This is a genomic window from Saccharopolyspora taberi, assembly GCF_039534165.1.
In the GTDB taxonomy this organism is placed as follows: domain Bacteria; phylum Actinomycetota; class Actinomycetes; order Mycobacteriales; family Pseudonocardiaceae; genus Saccharopolyspora_D; species Saccharopolyspora_D taberi.
Genome location: NZ_BAAAUX010000011.1, coordinates 316,768 through 337,565, shown reverse-complemented (window position 1 = coordinate 337,565; position 20,798 = coordinate 316,768). Strand labels below are relative to the sequence as shown.

The following is a 20,798-nucleotide window of genomic DNA, read 5'->3' as shown; positions in this document are numbered from 1 at the left end:
GGTGGGCACCAAGGCGGCGCTGCTGGTCGCCTGCGACAACTACACCGACCCGACGTTCCAGCACCTGCGCTCGCCGGAGGTCGACCTGTGGCGCCTCAGCGGCCTGCTCAGCGCCGAGAACATCGGCAACTTCGAGGTGGACACGCTGGTCAACCGGCCGCACTACGAGGTGACCAAAGCGGTCTCGCGGTTCTTCCGCAACCGGGCGCTGGACGACTTCCTGCTGCTGTTCTTCGCCTGCCACGGCGTGAAGGACACCAACGGCGAGATCGTGCTGGCGATGCACGACACCGAGGCCGACCTGCTGGAGGCGACCGGTGTTCCGGCGGGCTACGTGCTCGACCAGATCAACCGGTCCCGGTCGCGGCGGATCGTGATCATGGTGGACTGCTGCTTCAGCGGGGCGTTCGCGCGCGGATTCCGCTCCCGGGGTTCGCAGCAGGTCGACGTGGTGGACGCCCTGCAGGGGCACGGCCGGGCGATCATCACGGCGTCCTCGGCGATGGAGTACGCCTACGAGGCCGACGCCATCCGCGCGTTCGGCCCGCCCGGGTCCTCGGTGTTCACCAACGCGCTCGTGGAAGGGCTCGGCACCGGCAGCGCGGACGCGAACGGCGACGGCTACGTGACCGTGCAGGAGCTCTACGACTACATCTACGACCACGTCAGGAACGCGCATCCCGAACAGACGCCGAACATGCGCAGCGAACTGCAGGGGGACCTCTACATCGCGCGGACGCTGTCCGGTCCTTGGCGAGTGCCATCGGCGAGGTCCGGGCCGCAGTCCCCGGTCGCGACGAAAACGACGACAGCACCGCAGGAAGCTGCCGCGACGAAGCCGGAGGAACCCGTGCGGGAGGAGGTGGCCGCTCGGTCCGCTGGTCCGCCGGAACCGAGCGTGCCTGCCCGTCCTGCGGAACAGGAACCCGAGTCGATCAGCGCGGATCCGGGGTGGCTGCAGTGCATCGCGCTGTCGCTGTTCCTCGTCTTCGTCCCCACAGCCCTGCTTGAGTACTGGGTGCTGGACCGGCTGAAGTCGCTGGCGAACGCGTGGCTCGTCCCGGCGGGCTTCGAACCGCTCGGGGAGCTGATGACCCCGCTCGTGCTCGGCGGTCTGCTGTGGGGAATCGCCAGCAGCATCGTCGGCACGAGGTGGTACCGGAAGTCCCCGGTGAACGGACGCGGGGCGTTCCTCTCGCACGTGGTGGCCGCGTGGATCTGGATGCCCGTGCTGTGGGTGCTCACGCGGATCACGGGAATCTTCGGCACCGCGACCTTCACCTCGGTGTTCTTGCTCTGCACCGCCTTCGTCGTCGGCATCTACTGGCTGGTCAACGCCGCACGCCTCCGCGCGCCGCGAGCGTGAACCGGGCGGAGCCCGGCTGCATCCCGTTTGAACCCGCGCGGTTCATCCTCGGCTGCCCGCGAGACCTGATGATGAGAGGCGGCGGGGAGCCTCCGCGCCGCATCCGGCGGCCGTCGGGCAGCCGGTGATCCGATCTCACCAGGGAGGAGCTGCACCATGCGCTCGCCCAATCCCATCCAGTGCGTGGTTCCGGACTACGTCCTGGTCGACATCGCCAGACGCGGCGACGAAGAAGATCGCGAAGCCGCCCTGAGCACGCTGGCGGTGTCCACCACGTTGCGTTCGGCGCGATCCCAGGCCGAAGCGGTGCGCTCGGCCATGGGCATGCCGATCGCCGCCGCGGCCGGTCTCCGGGAACCGTCGATGAACCGCGTGATCCGCGACGCGAGGACCGGCGTCGACACCGGGTCGCCCATCGTGCGCAAGGAGGGCGACGGCAGCATCGGCGATGCCGCCACCGACGAGGCGTTCGACCACTTCGGCACCACCTGGAAGTTCTTCTTCGAGGTGCTGGCCAGGAACTCGATCGACAACGCCGGGATGACCCTCGACGGCGTCGTGCACTTCGGCAAGAAGGTCGACAACGCGTTCTGGGACGGCGACCAGATGCTGTTCGGCGACGGCAGCGGGAAGCTGTTCACCCGGCTCACCAAGTCGCTGTCGGTCTGCGCGCACGAACTCGGGCACGGCGTGATCCAGTTCGACGGTCCGCTCGTCTACCAGGGGCAGTCCGGTGCGCTCAACGAGCACATCGCCGACGCCTTCGGCGCGATGGTGCACCAGTGGGCGCGCGACGAGACCGCCGCGGAGGCCGACTGGCTGGTGGGCGCCGAAATCCTCGCCGAGGGCGTGCGCGGAAAGGCGCTGCGGTCGATGAAGGAGCCCGGGACCGCCTTCGACGACCCCAGGCTAGGCAAGGACAGGCAACCGGCGCACATGAAGGACTTGGTGGTCACCGCCGCCGACAACGGTGGGGTGCACATCAACTCCGGGATCCCGAACCGGGCGTTCTTCGAGATCGCCTCGGCGCTCGGCGGCCGTTCCTGGGAGCGCGCGGGGCGGATCCTCTACGCGACGCTGGGGCACGAGCAACTGCGCCCGCACGCCGACTTCCGCCAGTTCGCCCGGCTGAACCACCGGATGGCGGGCCAGCTCTTCGGCGTCGGCAGCACCGAGGCCGACGCGGTGGCCAACGGCTGGGCCGCGGTCGGCGTCGAGATCTAGGGCGGCGTCGAGGTTCTTGGCGCGTGTCAAATCTGGCCCGCGTCGAGGTCCGGCCCGCGTCGAAACCTGTCTGCCGTCCTGCCCGCCGCGCGGACAGCCCTTAGTCTTCGCGGCGTGGGTGCTGAGCGACCGGAGTGGACGATATCCCTGCAACGGACCGGAGGGTTGTTCGCGGGTGGCGAGCTGGCGACCTCGGTCCGCGCCGCGGACCTCGACGACGAGTCGCGCGGGGTCCTGGAACGCCACCTGGAGCAGGCCGGTGTCGAACGGCTGGCCGAACGCTCGCCGATCACCGGTCCTGGCGCGGACATGTTCCAGTACGAGGTGACCGTCGAGCGCGGCGGCACGCGATCGAGCGTGGTGGTGTCCCAGACCGCCCTGCCGGAGGAGCTGCGGCCACTGGTCGAGTGGCTGGAGCAGCGGGCGATCGACGAACTGTGATCCCGGAGCGCGGTTTCACGCCCGGCCGGTGCGCAGCCGGTCTGGATCCCTTTTGAATCCACCGGTCCATTCCCGGTATCGCCGCGAGCCCCGGACGATGAAGCGATGGCACGCATGGACGTCGCGCGACCGGTGACGGTGACGAGCATCGCCGGGGAGACCGGAGCACCGGAAGGTGGTCGGCTGCACCGGTTGCGCACGGGACTCGACCCGCCGACCGGCACCCCGGTGGACGACGGTGAGCTGGCACGGCTCAGGGATCCCCTCGCCGTCCTGCTGTTCCAGCGCGGAATCTTCCCCGCGACCCTGCGCGAACTGGTGTCCGCGCTGGACGCCGCTGAAGGCCCGCAAGCCGTCCCGGTGCAGATGACCTTCCTGACCGGCGAGGGCAGCCAGCTGCCCTGGACCCAGGAGACCCGGGACGTGGCGCGGCAACTGCGCTGCCTGGTCTCGCGCGGACGCAGCAAGGAGCAGGCCGAGCTGCTGGTGACCACGGCGCCCGACGCGGATTCGCCCGATGCTTTCCTGCAGGTTCTCGCCTGGGACGACGAGAACGGGGTCTTCGACTACTACCTCCGGTTCGAGGGCACCACGGCGTGGATCTTCGCCGGGGATTCCAACGACGCGCTCGAACCGAGCACCCGAGGCCAGGGTCCGTTCAGCGCCCACACCAACGGCAGCGTCGTGATGCGCGAGCTGCGGGAGCCCTGGAACAACTGGCATTCCTCGCGCGCCGGCGTGCACGACGCGATCCCGCCGGACAGCCCGCTGCGCACCGATCCGCTGTGGCGCGACCGCCAGAACGCCGACGTCTTCGAGAAGCAGGTCGCCAAGCGGTGCGTCGAGCGCTGGACCGGATCCCGGCTCCGGGCGATCGCCGGCGGCCCGGGCATCGAGCACCCGGACCGGCTGCTGCGGCACCTGCTCGAAACGACCACGGTGAACCTGCGCACGACGGACAGCGAGAGCGCGGCCGTCGACGACTCGTCGGATCTGGCTCTGCCGCTGACCTTCCTGTTCAACCTGGAACTGCTGGAGGACCTGGGGATCGACACGCCGGGGCAGGCGCCACTGGTCCGCGGCGAGCACTACCGCGCGAGCCTCGCCCGCTACCGGTTCCGGCTCGAGGACGGAAAGGGCGCGCAGTGGCCCGGGGACACGCACTTCGCGTTCCTGTTCCCCGAACCGGCTTTGGAGGACAACGAGGTGGTGCGCCAGGCGATCCGATCCGGTTTGCTCAGCGCGCGGTTCGCCGCCTGCGCCTCGATGGTCGACTTCCCCAACCCGGTCTACTCCAAGCGCCGGGCCGCGCTCATGCGCCACGCGCCGGAGGTCGCGACCGTGACCGACAGCGGCTCGGACCTGGCGGACCGCACGGCCGAGCGGATCACCGCCGCGGCCGGATCGCTGGGGGAGGACAGCCCGGAGCGGGAGTTCGCCCGGATGTGGGAACTCCCCGCGGACCAGTGGAAATCCGCGTTGTCCGAACAACTCAAGAACTACCTCGACGCGGCGGCGGAGGTCGCGGCGGACGCGGACGGCTTCGACTCCTACGTCCGGCTCGCGGAGTCGCGGCGCCGGACGTTCGCGGCCAGCGCGCTCAACGAGTTCCCGCTCCTGCTGCCGCGCACGGACATCCCCGTCGACATGCCGGTCCTCGCGATGCGCCGGGACGCGACCGTCGGACCGGAAACCGAACATCAGGGCCACCGGTGAGGAGAACGACATGGTGCTGACGCGGTTCGACCCGATCGGACTCGTGGACGATGTGGGCGAGGAAGCCAGGAAGTCGTGGAGCGACGCGGTCAAGAGCATCTTCCAGCAGGTCCGGGCCGGGCAGCCGGACCAGAAGGAGAACGACTCGCCACGCGCCCTGTTCTACGACCCGACCGAGACCGAGACGGCAGCGGACGCGGCCGAAGCCGAGATCAGCTGGTCGGCGTTCCCCCGGCAGATCCGCCGGAACTTCCCAGGGGACCTGCAGCGCTGGCGCCGCGCCGAGGCCGCGCGGGAGGCGCAGGACGAGTACCTGGAGTGGAGCGCCACCCGGGATTCCGACGGCAGGATCCGGAAGGTCACCTTCACCTGCGAGCCGCGGGAGTGGTGGTCCTTCCTGGCGCAGACGGCACCGGAGACGCTGGTCGAGCTGTACCGGAAGTTCGTCAGCGAGCAGGTGGCCGAGGCGGACCTGTTCGACTCCGGCGGGAACTACATCGTGCGCAACCGCTGGAACCGGAGCACCACCGAGGGCGCGATGCACCTGATCCACGACCCGAACTCGCTGTTCGCGGAAGTGGAACTCGCCGCGGCGGCCACCATCGTGCGCCGGCGGGAAGGCGCCGTGCTCACCCGCGAACAGGAGCTGATCAAGTGCGGTCTGTACGGGGCTCCCGAGCGCAACAGCGACCCGCACATCGGCGGCGAGGTCAACGCCCTGGCGCGGCAGGGGGCGAGCGTGACGCTGAAGAACCCGATCGGCCTCTACATCGGAGGGTTGTCGACCGGTGACTTCCGCACTCCCGACGGCTCGGATCCGGCCGCGTACTGGCATTGCGTGCGCGGGGCGGAGAACTACCCGGTCCGGGCCGTGTACGAGGTTCCGGAGGAAGCCGGGTTCACCGTCGGCGACATCACCATCGACGGTCAGCCCATCTCGTTCGGCAGTCAGCTCGCCGACCACATCACCGTGAAGCTGACCGGCGTGGCGTGCCGGTTCGGGCAGAACGAGGTCGAGCCGATGGAGTGCGTCCGGCTGCGGCTGCAGGCCGGGACCAGCGCCCTGGCACCGTCGTTCGCCCCACCGGAGAACCTGGGCACGATGCTGCTGCCGTCCCGCTACGCCGCGGGCTGACGCGCGCGACAGGCCGCCCCGATGTCGAGGGCGGCCTGCGCTGTTCCGGTTTGGGCTATCCCAACGGGATGCAGAGCGTCTGCCCGGTGCGGATGACGTCCGGGTCCAGGATCCCGTTGTAGTGGGCGAGGGGCTTCCACCTGACGTGGAACCGCTCGCCGATCTCGGACAGCGTGTCCCCCGAGCGCACCGTGTAGGTCCGGCAGACGCTGTCGTCGTCGGACAGGCGCAGCCGCTGGCCCGGGACGATCACGTCGGGGTTCTCGATGTCGTTGAGGCGCTGGAGTTCCTTCCACGGGACGTGGAACCACTCACCGATCTCGGAGAGCGTGTCGCCCTTCTGCACCTTGTAGGTGTTGCAGTCCGTCATGGTTTCCTCCTGGAGCTGGCCGCTTTTTCACAGGTGCCGCCTCGTCCAGTAGGGCGCAGCGGGGAACACCGGTGCAATGGGCAGCGGGGTCCATTCGCGGTTCATCCCGCCGTTCCGGTTCCACCGCCAAGGGTCCGGGCCGCGATCTCGGCGTAGGTCGGGACGTCGCCGACCGGGTTCCCGGCGCGGACCGCTTCCGCGGTGTCGGTGGCCGCCTTCACCGCGGCCCGGAACAGGAGCGACCCGGTGCTCACCCGGCGCACTCCGAGATCGCGCAGCTGCGGGACCGGGAGCTGGCCGAGCAGGTTGAGCGGCACGGGGAGTTCGGCGGCCAGGGTGCGGATCAGGCCGGGTTCCCGCAGTCCGGGGACGAAGACGCCGTCGGCGCCTGCTTCGACGTAGCGATCGGCGCGCGACCGGGTTTCCGTAAGCGCGGTCTGCTGCCAGCAGGTGTCGACGCGGGCGTTGACGAACAGCTCGGGGACAGCGTCCTTGATCGACCGGATGATCTCGGCCTGCTCGGCGGGGGCCGCGAGGCCGGTGGGGCGGCCGTCCTCGATGTTGATCCCGGCCACGCCCAGCACCGACAGCTCGTCCGCCAGTTCGACCGGATCGCGGCCGAGCCCGTACTCGATGTCGACGGTGACCGGGACGGGCAGCGTCGCGAGCAGCCGCGCCAGGTCCTTGGTCTCGGCGGCACCGGCACCGGTGGCATCGGCCATGCCATGGGCCGCCGCGACGCCGAGGCTGGTGGTGCCGATCGCGGTGAAACCGGCCTCCACCAGCGCCAGGGCCGACGCCACGTCCCACGCGTTCGGCAGTACCAGCGGCTCCGGCCCCTCGTGCATCCGCCGGAAGACGCGGGCTCCTTCGGCCAGCGCCTCGGCGTGGGTTTCGGCAGGGCAGGCGTGCGGTCCGGCGCCGAAGGGGCGGCCGGTGAGGTCGGCGACGGCCTCCGAACCGTCCGGGGCGATCCGCCGGGTCGCGGGCACCGGCGTCTCGTACCCCGCGATCAGCGCCCGGGTGGCGTCGTGGGCCTGCACCAGCAGACCGATGCGGACCGCGGTTTCCTCGTCCCACCGACCGCCGGCCGAGGCGACCAGGCGCGCCACCGCCTCGTCGGCCGCCCTGGTCACCGGGTGGTGGGGCTGGTAGCAGGGGGCGACGAGCGCGACGTCGAACGCGACCGAGCGCGGCAGTCCGATCGCCTCGGCCAGGTTCGCCACCGGTGCACCGGGACGCCGGAGCGCTTCGAGGTCGACCGAGGCGAGCATCCGCTCAGCCGACCTGCGCCGCCGCGTGTGCGCCGGGCCCTCCGCGAACCGCGGGACGTGGCCGCGCAGCCACGCCACGCCGCCGCTCGCGGGCGGCTGCACCGGAACCGAATAAGCGGGGTTGTGCAAGATGTCCACGCGGCAACGCTAGATCCGGAACAGTTCGGGTGGGGCCGAACTGTTCGGAGGTGATAATCGAGCCATGTCCGCCGAAGGAATCGCGACGACCGCGGGCGCGCTGGCCAACGGCACCCGCGCCGCGTTCTGCGACGCCCTCCTGGACGGCCGTGCGTGGTCGCTCTCCGAACTCGCCCGGCACGCGGGCGTGTCGATGCCGACCGCGAGCGAGCACGCGACCGTGCTGGTCCAGGCGGGACTGTGCCGCGAGGACCGCCGGGGCCGGAGCCGCTACATCGAGCTCGCCGACGAGCGGGTGGCGGCCTGCATCGAGGAACTGGCGTCCCTGGCACCGCATCGGCCGGCACCCGCGTCGGGCCTGAAGGCCGTGACGAAGCGGGAAGCGCTGGCGCGCGGGCGAACCTGCTACGACCACCTCGCCGGCCGTCTCGGCGTCGCGGTCACCGACGCGCTGCGCAACCTCGGCGTGCTCGACGAGACCCTCGCCGTCAGCCCTGAAGGTCTCGGATGGATCGAACGCAACCTCGACGGCCCGGTCGCCACCGGACGGCGTCCGCTCGCACGGCAGTGCCTGGACTGGACCGAGCGGCGCCCGCACCTGGCCGGAGCGGCCGGCGCCCACATCTGCCGGGCGCTGTTCGAGCGCAGGTGGATCAGGCGCGCCGGTGCGGGCCGCGCTGTCGCCGTGACACCCGAGGGCGCCGAGCGGCTCGCGGAACTTCTGCACGAACCCTTTTCCACCAGGGGAATCCGCTGAGTCCGCACCGCGCAGGACCATTGGCCGTATCGGCACCGGCCCGCGGCCGGGTAGCGTGCTGTCGGCGGGTTCGGGGGCGATCGGGCTGAGCGGGGGTCTGCGTGATCGAGATCGTCATCGTCGCTCCGACGAGGTTCTACCGCGAGGGCCTGACGTTCGTCCTCCAGAACGTCGCCGACTTCGAGGTGGTCTCGGCCGCCGCGCGAATCGACGACATCGCCGTGTCGGAGCGGGGAATCGCGCTGGTCGACGTGATCGGTTCGCCGCACGGGCGCAGCGCCGTGATGTCGTTGCGCGCACGCAGTCCCGGGCTCCGGATCGTCGTGCTGGGCGTTTCCGACGACGAGTCCGAGATCGTCGCCTACGCCGAGCTGGGAGCCGCCGGGTACCTGACGCGCGGTCACTCGATCGCCGAACTGGTCCGCACGGTCCGGAGCGCGGCGACGGGGGAGCTGCGCTGCTCGCCTCGCGTCGCCGCCGCGCTGAGCACCGGGGCGCGGCCCGACGGCACGGCCGGGCCGCTCAGCCGCCGGGAGGCCGAGATCGTCGAGCTGCTGGAGCAGGGACTGTCCAATCAGGAGATCTCCCGGCAGCTGCGCATCGCGTTGGCCACGGTGAAGAACCACGTGCACAACATCCTCGGCAAGCTGGGACTGCAAGGCCGTGCCGACGCCGCGGCCTGGGCGCGGTCGCAACGGCTCGACCGCTCCGCCCTGCTCCGCACGACGGGCGCCCTGCGGCCCGCCAACGGCCTGGTGGATCCGCCGCGCGAACCGGTGAACCCACGGTGAACCACGAGGACCATTCCGCCGGTCCCCGCTGACCGGGACGATATGCCGTGCAGGAGAAGGCGGTCGGCTCCGGGAGGTCGCCTTGCACGAGGAGGACCAGCGGGAGTGGGGCACCCGCAGATGGCCGTGGGGACAGCGGACCCTGGCGCGCATCACCGAACTCCGGGCGCTCCTGGAGTACGAGTGGAAGCGCGCGGAACAGGGGCCGTGCCTCGTGGAGCTCAAGGACAGCGCCTGCGCGCACCTGGCGAAGGCCGAGGACGCCGTCGACTCCTCGCGGAAGTGGTGGCCCCGCGCGGGGGAGGTGGACTGCGCGCTGGCCAACATGAACTCCGCGCACACCAACATAATCCGGATCGCACCGGTGGAGGACCTCCGGGGCATGCTCCCCGATCTCGTCGCGCTGGTGGAGGAAAACCTGTTGCCGCACGACCAGCGCAGGTCCAAGATCGTGCGCTGCGCGCGGGACTGGAAGAACGACGCCGCGAACTCGCAGCGGACCGCAGTGGTAGACGCGGTGCGCGCCGCGTATCGCGTCCAGGAGCGCGAGGTGGTGCGGGTGCGCAGCTTCGCCCGCATCGTCTACGGGTGGGCGGCCGGCCTCCTGGCTATCAGCATCGCCGTCGCGGTGCTGGCCGCGCTCTACAAGGACGCGGTGCCGATGTGCTTCCACCCGCTCGGCGCGGTCGTGTGCCCGACGCTGGACGGCGGTTTCGGCGGTGACCTCGACCGCGAGTACCACCTGGCGACCAGGCCGTGGGACTACGTGGTCGTGGAAACGGCGGGCCTCACCGCCGCGGCGGTGACCGCCGCTGCCACGCTGCGCCAGATCCGGGGCACCGCGACCGCGTACAACGTGCCGCTGGCCCTGGCGGTCCTCAAGCTGCCGACCGGAGCGCTGACCGCGGTGCTCGGGCTGCTGCTCATGCGCGCGGAGTTCGTCCCCGGACTCACCGCGCTCGACACGTCGGCGCAGATCATCGGCTGGGCGATCGTCTTCGGCGCCGCGCAACAGCTGTTCACCCGGTTCGTCGACGAACGCGGCAACGCCGTCATGCAGGCCGTCGCCGGACCCGAGAGCCCGCGTCCGCCGAGCACCAGGAGAGGAGGTGGTCAGCCGCCCGCCCAGGAGGTCGACTAGCCCCGGAGGACCGTCAGCGTGAACACCAGGATCCTGCTCATCGACATGCCCCGGCTCATGCGCGAGATCGTCGAAACAGCTGTTCGACGGCGACCGGACCTGATCGTGGCCGGTGCGCTCGCGCACGAGGTGGGCCGGGACGCGGAGCCCATCGACACCTCGGGAGCCGACGTCGTCGTGCTCAACCTCGGCAGCGCCGAAGTGCTCCTCCGGCTGCTGGAGCAGCGCCCGGCCAAGCCGCTGGTGCTCATCGGCCGGGACGGCGGTGCGATGTTCCGCTGCGAGCCGCTCGGCGAGCTCTCCCCGCTGGGGCTGCTCGACATGCTGGCGGTGCCGTGACGGAACGTGACCGGGCGTCACGGCGGGTGGGACGCCGGGCGGCTCCGGCGTAGCATCGGCAGGTGGGTCGGCAGCGGCTCGGCAACTCTTGCTCCGCGTGCTGTGGTGGTGCCTCATGGTCGAGGTAGTGGTGATCGCCGAAACCAGGTTCTACCGGGAAGGTCTGGCGCTGGCCCTGCACCACGCCGGGGACTTCGACGTCGTCACGGCCGCCTCGCCCGCCGAACTCCGGGAGCTGGGCGAACGGCCCCGGATCGTGCTGCTCGACGTGGCGCACCTGGCGGACGGCCCGGGTGCGGTCGCCGCCTCCCGCGCGGGCAACCCGCTGGCGCGCGTCATCGTCATGGGAGTCTCGGGCGGCGAAGCCGACATCGTCGCCTACGCCGAGGCGGGAGCGGCCGGTTACCTGACCCGGTGCAGCTCGATCGCCGAGCTGGTCAGCACGATCGGCAGCGCGGCGCGGGGCGAGATGCGCTGCTCCCCGCACATCGCGGCGGTGCTCAGCCGCAGGGTCGCCGAGCTCGCCGGGGAGCTGCAGCGCAACGGATCGGACCACGGGCTGAGCCGCCGCGAGGCCGAGATAGCGGTGCTGCTCGAACAGGGGCTGTCCAACCAGGAGATCGCGCACCGCCTGTGCATCGCACTCGCGACCGTGAAGAACCACGTGCACAACATCCTGGAGAAGCTGGGCCTGCACGCGCGCGCAGAGGCCGCCGCGTGGATCCGCCGCCAGCGGCTGAGTCACGCAGAGCTGCTCGACAGCGCCTCGCGACGGCGCGTGTGAGCCGGCCTCGACATTCATGTCCTACATGGACAATTTCATCCATCCCCAGGTGGCTTGGAATCGACGGTCCCCACGGAAGGAAGCAACGTCGGCAGAGTCCCGTTGAGCACGTAATCCCCGACGAGCCGCTGCTTGTAGATCACCGGGTTGTGCACGGCGAGAGTGCGCGCGTTCCGCCAGTGCCGGTCCAGCCGCAGCTCCTCGTCCACGATGGACGCGCCGCCGACGTCGAACAGGGCGGTGGTGGCCCCGAGGACGAGATCGATCACGGTCACCTGGGCGCGGTAGATCGCGATGTCGGCGGACCCCGCCAGCTCCGCGTCGTCCGGGTCGGCAGCGGCGGCTTCCAGCGCCGTGGCCGCGGACAGGACGATGGCGCGGGCGGCGTGCGCGGCGCTGTCGACGCGGCCGACCACCTGCTGGACCAGCGGGTCGTCGCGGACGAGATCGGCGTTGCCGTGGCTGAAGGTGCGCTTGCGGCGGCGCACGTACTCGGCGGTGTCGGCCGACGCGCGATGGGCGATGCCTGCCAGCCCGGCGAGCTGGACCAGTTGCAGGAAGCCGTGCCGCGGGATCGACTCGTCCGGTCCGAGGGTGTGGCGGATGTCGGCGGGGTCGACCTCGACCTCGGTGAAGCGGGTCGTGCCGCTGGCGGTCAGCCGCTGCCCGAACCCCCGCCAGTCGTCCTCCCGCACGACCCCGGGTGCGCCCGCGTCGACCACCAGCCGGACGATGTCGCCGTTGCCGTCGGTGGAGAAAGTGACGATGTAGTCGGCGAAAAGCGCACCGGTGCTGTAGAACTTGGTGCCGTTCAACAGCAATTTGCCGTCTGCCGAGCGCAGGGTCGTGGCGAAGGTGCCGCGCGGGTTGCCGCGTTCGGAGTGGGCGTTGCCGACTAGCGCTCCGGAGCCGATCCGGCTCAGCCATTGGCGCCTCCGTGAGGAGTCGGGTTCGGACAACAGCTCCTCGGCGAAGCTGAAGTGCACGCGCAGGGCCTGCGGCAGGTTGGACTCCGCGGCGGCGAGTTCGATCAGCAGCAGGAACAGCTGCGGGATGCTCGCGCCGAGCCCGCCGTGCTCCGGCGGCAGCCGGATCGCGCCGAATCCCGCGTCCCGCAAGGCGCGCACCTCTTCGTAAGGCAGCCGCCGGTTCCGCTCGCGCTCGGCGGCGTGCTCGCCGATGCGCTCGAACACGGGCCGGAACCGCGCCAGGAGCTCGTCGTCGGTCGGCCGGGGCGCGGAGATCGTGGCGGCGCTCATCGCGGACTCCGGATCGAGAAGACAGAAGCGGGCACGGTCGTTCCTTTCCGTTGATGCCGCGGATGTGCCGCGGTGAAGGGAAAACTCGTTCAAAGAGACGGCGCGGTGGCTGAGAACCGCGCTGTGCCGCAAGATCCGGGGCTCACGGTCTGGCGGGACGACACGCCTGGCTGGTCCGGCGGTGCAGATCCACGTGCCTGCGACGGGTGAACGAGGCGAGAACGAACACGTTGGGAATACTTGGCCGCCACCGCGGGGATTGTCAACCGGCTCCGGAACCGTCCCACTCCTCGGGCGCTTCCCGCGCGCGGGCTCAAAATACCTTGTGCGCCAAGGGTGATCCGCTCGCGTCCCATTGGCTGCGACGGGCGCGGGGCCGTCTTGACGGCCGGTTCGGGCCGTCGTGAAACTCGGCCCTGCCGGACGAATCCGCCGCCGCAGCCGTCGCGCCCGAGTCAGCCGCGCCCGAGCCTGGAATCCCCGGCCACACCGACAGGAGGTCCACCGATGCCCCGGCCGTTGCGGTTCGCCGCGTTCGTCATGAACACCACCTCGCACATCACCCACGGCGCGTGGCGCCTGCCGGAGGCCCGGCAGACCGACTTCAACTCGCTGGAGCACTGGGTCTCGCTGGCGGTGGAACTGGACCGCGGCGGGTTCGACTTCGTCTTCTTCGCCGACGTGGTGGGCCTGTACGCCGACCACCGCGGATCGTGGGAGAAGTTCGTCGAATCGGGTTTGCAGATCCCGAGCAATGACCCGTCGGTCATCGTCTCGGCGCTCGCGCACGCCACCGAGAACCTGGGGATCGCCATCACCAGCTCGATCCTCCAGGAGCACCCGTTCAACTTCGCCCGCAAGATCTCGACGCTGGACCACGCCACCCGCGGGCGGATCGCGTGGAACATCGTCACCAGCCTGTCGGCCAACGCGTGGCGAAACTTCGGTTACGACGACATCACCCCGCACGACGAGCGCTACGCCTGGGCCGAGGAGTACGTGGACGTCGTCTACAAGCTCTGGGAAGGCTCTTGGGAGGACGACGCGCTGCCGCAGGACAAGGTGCGGGGCGTGCATGGCGAGTTCGACAGGGTGCACAAGATCCACCACGTCGGCAAGCGCTACCGGGTGGAGGGCCCGCACCTGGTCGCGCCCTCGCCGCAGCGCACGCCGCTGCTGTTCCAGGCGGGCTCGTCGCCCGCCGGGCGGCGCTTCGCGGCGCGCAACGCCGAGGCGCAGTTCATCAGCTCGCCGAGCCCGGACGCGGCCCGCGACCTCATCGCCGACACCCGCGGGCTGGTGGCCGAGGCGGGCAGGCACCCGGACGACCTGACGTTCTTCCAGGGGCTGTCGTTCGTCATCGGCTCGACCGAGCAGGAGGCCCGGCGCAGGTCCGCCGAGCTCGACGAGTACATCGACGACGACACCATGGTCGCGCACGCTGCGGGGAGCATCGGCGTCGACCTGGGCCACTACGACCTGGACACGCCCGTCGGCGAGGTGGAATCCGAGGGCTCCCGCAGCAGCCTCCGCTGGCTGCGGGAAGCGGTCCCCGACCGCGAGCCGACGGTGCGCGACCTGGCACGGCTGCGGTCCCGCAACAGCCGCGTGGTCGGCACCCCGGAGCAGATCGCCGACGTGCTCGGCCGCTGGCGCGACGCCGGGGTGGGCGGGATCAACGTCATCAACTACACGATCCCGGGCAGCTACCGGGAGTTCATCGAGCACGTGCTGCCGCAGTTGCGGCAACGCGGCCTGGCCGCGCCGGAGCCGGAACCGGGCACGGCGCGCCGCAAGCTCACCGGCCGCGACCGGCTCGACGACCGGCACCCGGCCGCGGCCTACCGGGGTGCCTTCGGCCGATGACCTCACCATCCACAAGGGACAGCCGGGTGGCGGACCGCCGCCGATCCGAACGGGGAACGCAGTCATGAGCCTCGAATTCCTCTGGTACATCCCGAACCAGGTCCGGCCCGGCCATCGCGGGGACGACGTCGTCGAGGACCACAACAGCCTGGCGACGCTGACCAGCCACGCCGTGGCGCTCGAAGAGCACGGCTGGGGCGGTGCGCTGCTCGGCGCCGGGTGGGGCAGGCCGGACACCTTCACCGTCGCGACCGCGCTGGCCGCGCGGACCACGGCGTTCCAGCCGCTGATCGCGATCCGGCCCGGCTACTGGCATCCGGCCCACTTCGCCTCCGCCGCCGCGACGCTGGACCAGCTCACCGGCGGCCGGGTGCTGGTCAACATCGTGTCCGGCCGGGACGACCTCGCCGCCTACGGCGACAGCGAAGGCGACCAGGCCCAGCGCTACGACCGCACCCGGGAGTTCCTCCGGATCGTGCGCGGGCTGTGGACCGAGGAGAACGTCACCTACCACGGCGAGCACTTCGCCGTCACCGGCTCGACGCTGGAGCCCCGGCCGGTCGTGCGGGACGGGCGCAGGCATCCCCGGCTCTACTTCGGCGGAGCGTCCCCGGCCGCCGAGCGGGTGGCCGCCGCGGAGGCGGACGTCCAGCTGTTCTGGGGAGAACCGCTGGACGGGATCCGCGAGCGGATCGACCGGCTCAAGCGGCTCAGCGCGGAACTGGGCCGGGAACACGCGCCGCTGGAGTTCGGGCTGCGGGTGACCACGCTGGTGCGGGACACCACCGAGCAGGCGTGGGCCGACGCCGAGGCCAAGGTCGCGGCGATGGCCGGCGGCAAGGGCTTCGACAACCGCGGCCCGGACCGGCGGACCGCCACCGGCCAGCAGCGGCTGCTCGACCTGGCCGAGCGGGGCGAGGTGCTCGACGACAACCTCTACACCGCACCCGGCAGGGTCGGCGGCGCCGGTGCGGGCACCACCTGGCTGGTCGGCTCGGCCGAGGACGTGGCGCGCTCGCTGCGGAAGTACCAGGGCCTCGGCATCACCCACTTCGTCCTGTCGGACACGCCGTACCTGACCGAGATCCGGCGCCAGGGCGAGCAACTGCTGCCGCTGCTGCGCGGAGAGGGGACGCGATGAGCGCTGAGCCGTCGAAGACGCTCAGGACCGTGACCGGAGTCAGCGGGGATCCCGGGATCTACCGGCTGGCGACCGATCCGGCGAGGTCCACACTGGACGACGCGGTCGAGGTGGCCCGGCGCGCGGAAGCGGCGCGGATCGATGCCCTGTTCGCCGCCGACCTGCTCAGCTTCGGGGCGCAGGGGGCGATCGGTGCCCAGGAGCCCCTGGTGTTCGTGTCCGCGCTGAGCCAGGTCACGCGGCACGTGGGCCTGATCGCGACGGTCTCCACCACGTTCCACCACCCGTACAACCTGGCGCGGCTGTTCGGGACGCTGGACCACGTCAGCAACGGCCGCGCGGCCTGGAACCTGGTGACCTCCGCGGTCGGCGAGGAGAACTTCGGGCCCGGCGAGCTGCCCAGCCCGGAGGAGCGGTACGCCCGCGCCGCCGAGGCGCTGGAAGTGGTCAACGCGCTGTGGGACAGCTGGAAGGACGGCGCGTTGCGGAAGGGGCCGGACGGCGATGTGGTCCTGGACCGCGGCAAGGTGCTGCCGATCGACCACGCCGGCCGGCACTTCGCGGTCCGCGGCCCGCTGAACATCCCGCCGCTGCCGCAGGGGCGGCCGGTGCAGATCCAGGCGGGGCAGTCCGAGGCGGGGATCGCGCTGGGCGCCCGCTTCGCCGAGGTCGTGTTCACCTCGTTGCCGACCTTGCGGGTGGCGCGGGACTACACCGCGAAAGTCCGCAAGCAGGCAGTGGCGCACGGGCGGCCTGCCGGGTTACCGCTGATCTTCAGCTCGTTCCACGCGACCTACGGCGCCACCGAGGAGGAAGCCAGGCGTCTGGTGCGGGAGAAGCGGGAGGCGATCGACTTCGAGCACGGCCGGACCCAGGTCGCCGACATGCTCGGCGGCGGCGTGGACCTCTCCGAGGTCAAGCTGGACGAGAAGCTGCCGGAAAGCCTGCTGCCGCGGCTCGAATCGGTCCACCGCCGCCGGGGCCGGGTGGAGATCTTCAGCGAGTACGCCCGCCGGGGCTACACGCTGCGGGAGCTGATCATCGCCGCGCAGGACACCGGGCACTGGGCAGCGGCGGGCACTCCCGAGCAGCTGGCCGACCAGGTCGAGGAGCGGTTCCGGGCCGGGGTGCTCGACGTGCTCGCGCTGGGCGGGCTGGGCGACGACCGCCAGCACGACTTCGCCGTCAACGGTCTGCTGCACGAGCTGCGCAGGCGGGGGATCGCCAAGGCCGATTACACCGGTTCCACGCTGCGGGAGAACTTCGGGCTGGATGAGAACTTCGGGCTGCGTGGGAACCTCGGGCTGGGCGAGAACTTCGGGGTGGGCAGCCCGTGACCGCTGCCGACCGGTGCTGAGCTTCCCCTTGCGGGGTGCGCGGAGCTCAGCCCGGTCGGCCCCCTCAGTTCGATCGGTCCTCGGTGCGGCCGGCCGTCAGCCCGGTCGGCGCAGTCCTGGGGAGTGCCGGTCCCGGCCGCCACGCGCCAGCAGGGACGTGGTCCGGCTGATCGCGCGGTGGTGGTTCTTGTCCTGGTACATCGCCGCGTCGGCGACGTCCAGCGCCCGGGCCAGGGTGCAGGTCGCCCGCCGGTTGCAGGTCGCGACGCCGAAGCTGACGCCCGCGGGCAGAGCGGGCAGCCCGGCCCGGTCCACCGGTTCCCGCAGCCGCCCGGCCAGCGCGCGCAGGTCGTGCGGATCGGGGGCGACGTAGACCATCGCGAACTCGTCGCCGCCGAGCCTGCCGACCAGCGGCAGGTGACCCGACAGCGGTTCGGCGAGCCGCCGCGCGGTGGCGGCCAGCACCAGATCACCGGCCGCGTGGCCGAACTCGTCGTTGATGGGCTTGAGGTTGTCGACGTCGGCCACCGCGATCGCGAGGTTGTCGGTGCGGCGCAGCTTCTCCTCGGCGGCGGCGATGAACGGGCCGCGGCGCAGCGCGCCGGTCAGCGGGTCGATGCGGGCCTGGGCGGCGAGCCGCCGGGCGTGCCGGGCGGTCAGCGCCCAGCCGGTGAGCGCGGTCGCGGCGAGCGCGAGGCTGGCCGCGTGCAGGTTGCGGATCATGACCGGAGTCCGGTGGCAGCGCTGGTGCCGCGGCCGGATGCCGGGGCCGGTGGCCGCGGCGGGAGCGGCGAGGTGACGGCGCCGGTGGTGGGCAGGCCGGTTGCGGTCATGGGCAGGAGGATGCCCCGGAAAAGGTGATCTACGGCAGTGTTGGGGGTGTGGGGGTTTTCCCAACACCCCCTGATTCGTCCAACTGGGGGGTCGCTGGCGCAAATGCCGGACACGCGGGGTGACGAGAGGGTAAGGGAGGGCGCGTGGATCACGCTGAGCTGGGCAGGTTGATTCGGCAGCTGCGCGAGGACCGGGGCTGGAGCGTCCGGGCGCTGGCGGCGCGGTCGGGCGTCAATCCGGGCACGGTGTCGCACGCCGAGCGCGGCAGCACCGACCGGGGGCTGTCCCGGGATTCGGCGGACGCGCTGGACAGGGCGTTGGGGGCGGACGGCCGGATCCTGGACGGCTGGCACGCCCTGCCCCGCGCCCGGCACGCCGCGACCGCCGAACCCGACCTGCTGCCGCCCGCGCCGTGGCCCGTGGTCGGCAGGCGCGAGGTCCTGGCCGCGGCCGAGGCGGCGCTGGCCGAGCCCGCGCCGGTGCGGTCGGCGACGGTGGTGATCACCGGTCCCGGCGGGATCGGCAAGACCACCGCGGCGGCGCACGCCGCGCACCGGGTGCGGCGGCAGGTGCAGGGCGCGCTGTGGGCGGACCTGCGCGGCTGGGACGACTCGTCCGGTCCGCGCCCGCTGGATTCGGTCCTGCGGTCGTGGTGCCGGGCGCTGGGCGCACCGGAGTCCGCGCTGGCCGGGGACCTGGACGAGCTGATCGAGACCTGGCGCAGGCTGGGGGCGGGACGCCGGCTGGTGGTGGTCGCCGATAACGCACGGCCGGAACAAATCCAACCCTTGATCCCGTCGCGTCCGGATAGTTTGCTGCTCGTCACGAGCCGTGACCGAACCACTGCCGACGGGGCGCTGCACATCGACCTGCCTCCGCTGGCCGAGGGTGAGGCCACCGAACTGCTGGCCGTCCGCACCGGCTGGCCGCCCCTCGTGGTGGGCCCGCTGGTGCGGCCGTGCGGGGGGATGCCGCTGGCGCTGGTAACCGCCGCCCGCGACGCCACCGCCCACTGGACACAGGAGACCGTGATCACCATGGCCCACGATCTGGACGCCGCCGACGAACTCACCCCGGTCGACCGCGCGACGCGGCAGTCCTACGCCCAGCTTTCCGCCGAGCAGCAACGGGTTTGGCGGCACTGCGCGCTCATCGGCGGCGTGCTGTCGGAAGGGCAGGCCGCCGCGCTGGCCGGAACCGACCGCCGCACCGTGCGCCGGAACCTGGCGGCGCTGGTGGACGCCTGCCTGCTGGACCGGGTTCCGGGCGGGGTGGACTACCTGGATCCGCACCGGGAGTTCGCCCGGCGCGAAGGCCAGCGCGTGGACTCGCAGCAGGAGCGCGACGCGGTGCTGGAACGCGGGCTGACCTGGCTGCTGCACGGGCTGACCGCCGCGGCGCCGCACATCGCGGGACGCGACGACACGCCGCAGGACCTGACCCCGCTGCCGGATGGCGTCGAGCCGCCCGCGGTGCACAACTACGAGCAGGCGCTCGCCTGGAGCCAGGCGCACTGGACCTATCCCGCGCCGGTCCACGCGGCGCTGGAACGCGGCTGGACCAGGCTGGCCTGGCAGCTGGTCGCCGCCGGGACGTCCGGCAGCTACGTGATCAAGCCGCTGGTGTCGTGGGACCGGGCCGCGGCCGAGGTGCTGGCCTCCGTCGCCGACCTCGATACCGAGGGTGCCGCCTGGTGCCACCACGCCCGCGGCCTGGCGGCCGGGGACGCCGGTGACGTCGACCGCGCGGTGCGGCACCTGCTGCTGGGGCTGGAACTCCGCCGCGAGCTGGGCGAACGGCACCGCCGAGACGTGGGCTGGTCGGCGTTCAACGCCGCCCGCTGGCAGCTGGTCCTCGGCGCCGACGACGACGCGATCGACCCGCTGATCACCGAGGGCCTGGCCGCGCACGAGGCGGTCGGCTGGACCGCGGGCATCATGCTCGGGACCTCGCTGCGCGGCGCGCTGGCGGCCAGGCGCGGGGACTGGGAAACCGCGGCCGAGATCTACAACGAGGCGCAGCAGCACGCGCCGGACGTGCCCGACCCGGCGATCACGGTGTGGACGGCGACCGCCCTGGCGGAGTCCTGGTTGCACATCGACCCGCCGCGACCGGACGACGCGTTCCAGCTCGCCCGCGAGGCCGACGCCCACGCCAGGGACACCGACCTGGTGTGGGGCCGGATCTCGGCCCTGGTCGTGATGGCGCGGGCGGTTCCCGAGCAGGCCGCCGACCACCTCCGGCTGGCCGCCGAGCTGGCAGGCACGATCGGGGATCCCCGGGAGGCGGACCTGCGGGACGAGCTGGAGCGCGTCAGCCGTTCCTGAGGCCGAGGGTTTTCCTTTGGCCTGACGGGAAAATCGTCAGGCCGGCACCACGCGGCTGACGGCGCCGTCGAGGAGTTGGCACATCGCGGGGGTGTGCTGGTAGAGCACCTCGTTCCACTTCCTGCGGACGGCGGCGGTGTCGAGCCGGATGAAGCTCCCGGTCAGCACCGCGTCCGGTGTGCGCTGGACGACGAGTTCGCCGTGCAAGCCGTCGTCCGAGCTCGTGCTGAGCACGACTTCGTCCGGAGTGCTGTGGCGGATCGGCCAGCCCAGGACGTGCCGGTCGGAGTCCAGCGGCCCGAGCCGCAGGCCGAGCACCGACGACCAGCCCGACACCAGCGCCTCGCGCAGCTCGGCGGGTGCTCCCTCCAGGATCGCCCGGAACCACTGCTGCGCGGTGCGGTCACCGGCGCCGTCGAACTCGACGCGGATGGCGTTCTCGTAGTCGATGCGGGACAACGCGCTCAGCGTCCGCATGTCCTGTGGGACGGCGATTTCGCGCGCGGTGCCGTGGGGCCGGGAAGTGGGATCAGGCATGGGAACTCCTCGCCGGTTCAC

At 71.7% G+C, this 20,798-nt stretch carries 19 protein-coding genes; 14 read left to right on the top strand and 5 right to left on the bottom strand.

Translation table 11 applies throughout. The features are described from left to right. Position 1: 1 nt before the first annotated feature. From ABD691_RS10645 to ABD691_RS10625, 5 genes are all read left to right on the top strand, one after another. Positions 2-1,366, top strand: coding sequence for a caspase family protein (locus tag ABD691_RS10645; RefSeq protein ID WP_344679404.1), 1,365 nt, complete (start codon positions 2-4; stop codon positions 1,364-1,366). A gap of 156 nt (positions 1,367-1,522) precedes the next feature. After that, positions 1,523-2,590 carry a M4 family metallopeptidase gene (locus tag ABD691_RS10640; protein ID WP_344679403.1) on the top strand — a complete coding sequence of 356 codons (1,068 nt, stop codon included), beginning with the start codon at positions 1,523-1,525 and terminating at the stop codon, positions 2,588-2,590. 114 nt (positions 2,591-2,704) lie between these two features. Further along, a complete protein-coding gene (locus tag ABD691_RS10635) occupies positions 2,705-3,031 on the top strand; it encodes a protealysin inhibitor emfourin (RefSeq protein ID WP_344679402.1) in 327 nt (108 codons plus the stop codon). Positions 3,032-3,136: 105 nt separating this feature from the next. Then, positions 3,137-4,747 carry a hypothetical protein gene (locus tag ABD691_RS10630; RefSeq protein WP_344679401.1) on the top strand — a complete coding sequence of 537 codons (1,611 nt, stop codon included), beginning with the start codon at positions 3,137-3,139 and terminating at the stop codon, positions 4,745-4,747. A 10-nt stretch (positions 4,748-4,757) separates the two neighbouring features. Further along, complete coding sequence (locus tag ABD691_RS10625) at positions 4,758-5,882, top strand: hypothetical protein (protein ID WP_344679400.1); 1,125 nt, start codon at positions 4,758-4,760, stop codon at positions 5,880-5,882. 55 nt (positions 5,883-5,937) lie between these two features. Here ABD691_RS10625 and ABD691_RS10620 read toward each other — a convergent pair whose 3' ends face one another. Next, complete coding sequence (locus tag ABD691_RS10620) at positions 5,938-6,252, bottom strand: LysM peptidoglycan-binding domain-containing protein (RefSeq protein ID WP_344679399.1); 315 nt, start codon at positions 6,250-6,252, stop codon at positions 5,938-5,940. Between the two features lie 101 nt (positions 6,253-6,353). Then, positions 6,354-7,664, bottom strand: coding sequence for an isocitrate lyase/PEP mutase family protein (locus ABD691_RS10615; RefSeq protein WP_344679398.1), 1,311 nt, complete (start codon positions 7,662-7,664; stop codon positions 6,354-6,356). A 64-nt stretch (positions 7,665-7,728) separates the two neighbouring features. On the opposite strand from ABD691_RS10615, the gene ABD691_RS10610 reads away from it, so the two are divergent. The 5 genes from ABD691_RS10610 (at position 7,729) to ABD691_RS10590 (ending at position 11,476) form a co-directional block, all read left to right on the top strand. Next, complete coding sequence (locus tag ABD691_RS10610; RefSeq protein WP_344679397.1) at positions 7,729-8,421, top strand: ArsR/SmtB family transcription factor; 693 nt, start codon at positions 7,729-7,731, stop codon at positions 8,419-8,421. A 101-nt stretch (positions 8,422-8,522) separates the two neighbouring features. Continuing rightward, positions 8,523-9,212, top strand: coding sequence for a LuxR C-terminal-related transcriptional regulator (locus tag ABD691_RS10605; RefSeq protein ID WP_344679396.1), 690 nt, complete (start codon positions 8,523-8,525; stop codon positions 9,210-9,212). 82 nt (positions 9,213-9,294) lie between these two features. Continuing rightward, positions 9,295-10,353, top strand: a complete 1,059-nt coding sequence (locus ABD691_RS10600) for a hypothetical protein (RefSeq protein WP_344679395.1) — start codon at positions 9,295-9,297, stop codon at positions 10,351-10,353. 18 nt (positions 10,354-10,371) lie between these two features. Beyond that, a complete protein-coding gene (locus ABD691_RS10595) occupies positions 10,372-10,692 on the top strand; it encodes a hypothetical protein (RefSeq protein WP_344679394.1) in 321 nt (106 codons plus the stop codon). 115 nt (positions 10,693-10,807) lie between these two features. Continuing rightward, positions 10,808-11,476 (top strand): LuxR C-terminal-related transcriptional regulator, encoded by a 669-nt coding sequence (locus ABD691_RS10590; RefSeq protein ID WP_344679393.1) that lies wholly within the window; start codon positions 10,808-10,810, stop codon positions 11,474-11,476. A gap of 35 nt (positions 11,477-11,511) precedes the next feature. On the opposite strand, the gene ABD691_RS10585 is transcribed toward ABD691_RS10590, so the two are convergent. Continuing rightward, a complete protein-coding gene (locus ABD691_RS10585) occupies positions 11,512-12,735 on the bottom strand; it encodes an acyl-CoA dehydrogenase family protein (protein WP_344679392.1) in 1,224 nt (407 codons plus the stop codon). 507 nt (positions 12,736-13,242) lie between these two features. On the opposite strand from ABD691_RS10585, the gene ABD691_RS10580 reads away from it, so the two are divergent. From ABD691_RS10580 to ABD691_RS10570, 3 genes are all read left to right on the top strand, one after another. Further along, on the top strand, positions 13,243-14,601 hold the full coding sequence (locus ABD691_RS10580) for an LLM class flavin-dependent oxidoreductase (protein WP_344679390.1): 1,359 nt from the start codon (positions 13,243-13,245) through the stop codon (positions 14,599-14,601). 64 nt (positions 14,602-14,665) lie between these two features. Then, positions 14,666-15,742 (top strand): LLM class flavin-dependent oxidoreductase, encoded by a 1,077-nt coding sequence (locus tag ABD691_RS10575; protein ID WP_344679389.1) that lies wholly within the window; start codon positions 14,666-14,668, stop codon positions 15,740-15,742. Further along, positions 15,739-17,079 carry an NtaA/DmoA family FMN-dependent monooxygenase gene (locus tag ABD691_RS10570; protein WP_344679388.1) on the top strand — a complete coding sequence of 447 codons (1,341 nt, stop codon included), beginning with the start codon at positions 15,739-15,741 and terminating at the stop codon, positions 17,077-17,079. The genes ABD691_RS10575 and ABD691_RS10570 overlap by 4 nt, the downstream gene beginning before the upstream one ends. 96 nt (positions 17,080-17,175) lie before the next feature. Here the strand turns inward: ABD691_RS10570 and ABD691_RS10565 are convergent, their stop codons facing one another. Continuing rightward, the gene (locus ABD691_RS10565; RefSeq protein WP_344679387.1) at positions 17,176-17,802 is read right to left on the bottom strand and encodes a GGDEF domain-containing protein; all 627 of its coding nucleotides are present in this window, start codon (positions 17,800-17,802) and stop codon (positions 17,176-17,178) included. A gap of 254 nt (positions 17,803-18,056) precedes the next feature. Between ABD691_RS10565 and ABD691_RS10560 the strand changes: the two genes are divergently transcribed. Next, a complete protein-coding gene (locus ABD691_RS10560) occupies positions 18,057-20,240 on the top strand; it encodes a helix-turn-helix domain-containing protein (RefSeq protein ID WP_344679386.1) in 2,184 nt (727 codons plus the stop codon). Positions 20,241-20,276: 36 nt separating this feature from the next. Here ABD691_RS10560 and ABD691_RS10555 read toward each other — a convergent pair whose 3' ends face one another. After that, the gene (locus ABD691_RS10555; RefSeq protein ID WP_344679385.1) at positions 20,277-20,777 is read right to left on the bottom strand and encodes a DUF2867 domain-containing protein; all 501 of its coding nucleotides are present in this window, start codon (positions 20,775-20,777) and stop codon (positions 20,277-20,279) included. Between the last annotated feature and the right edge of the window lie 21 nt (positions 20,778-20,798).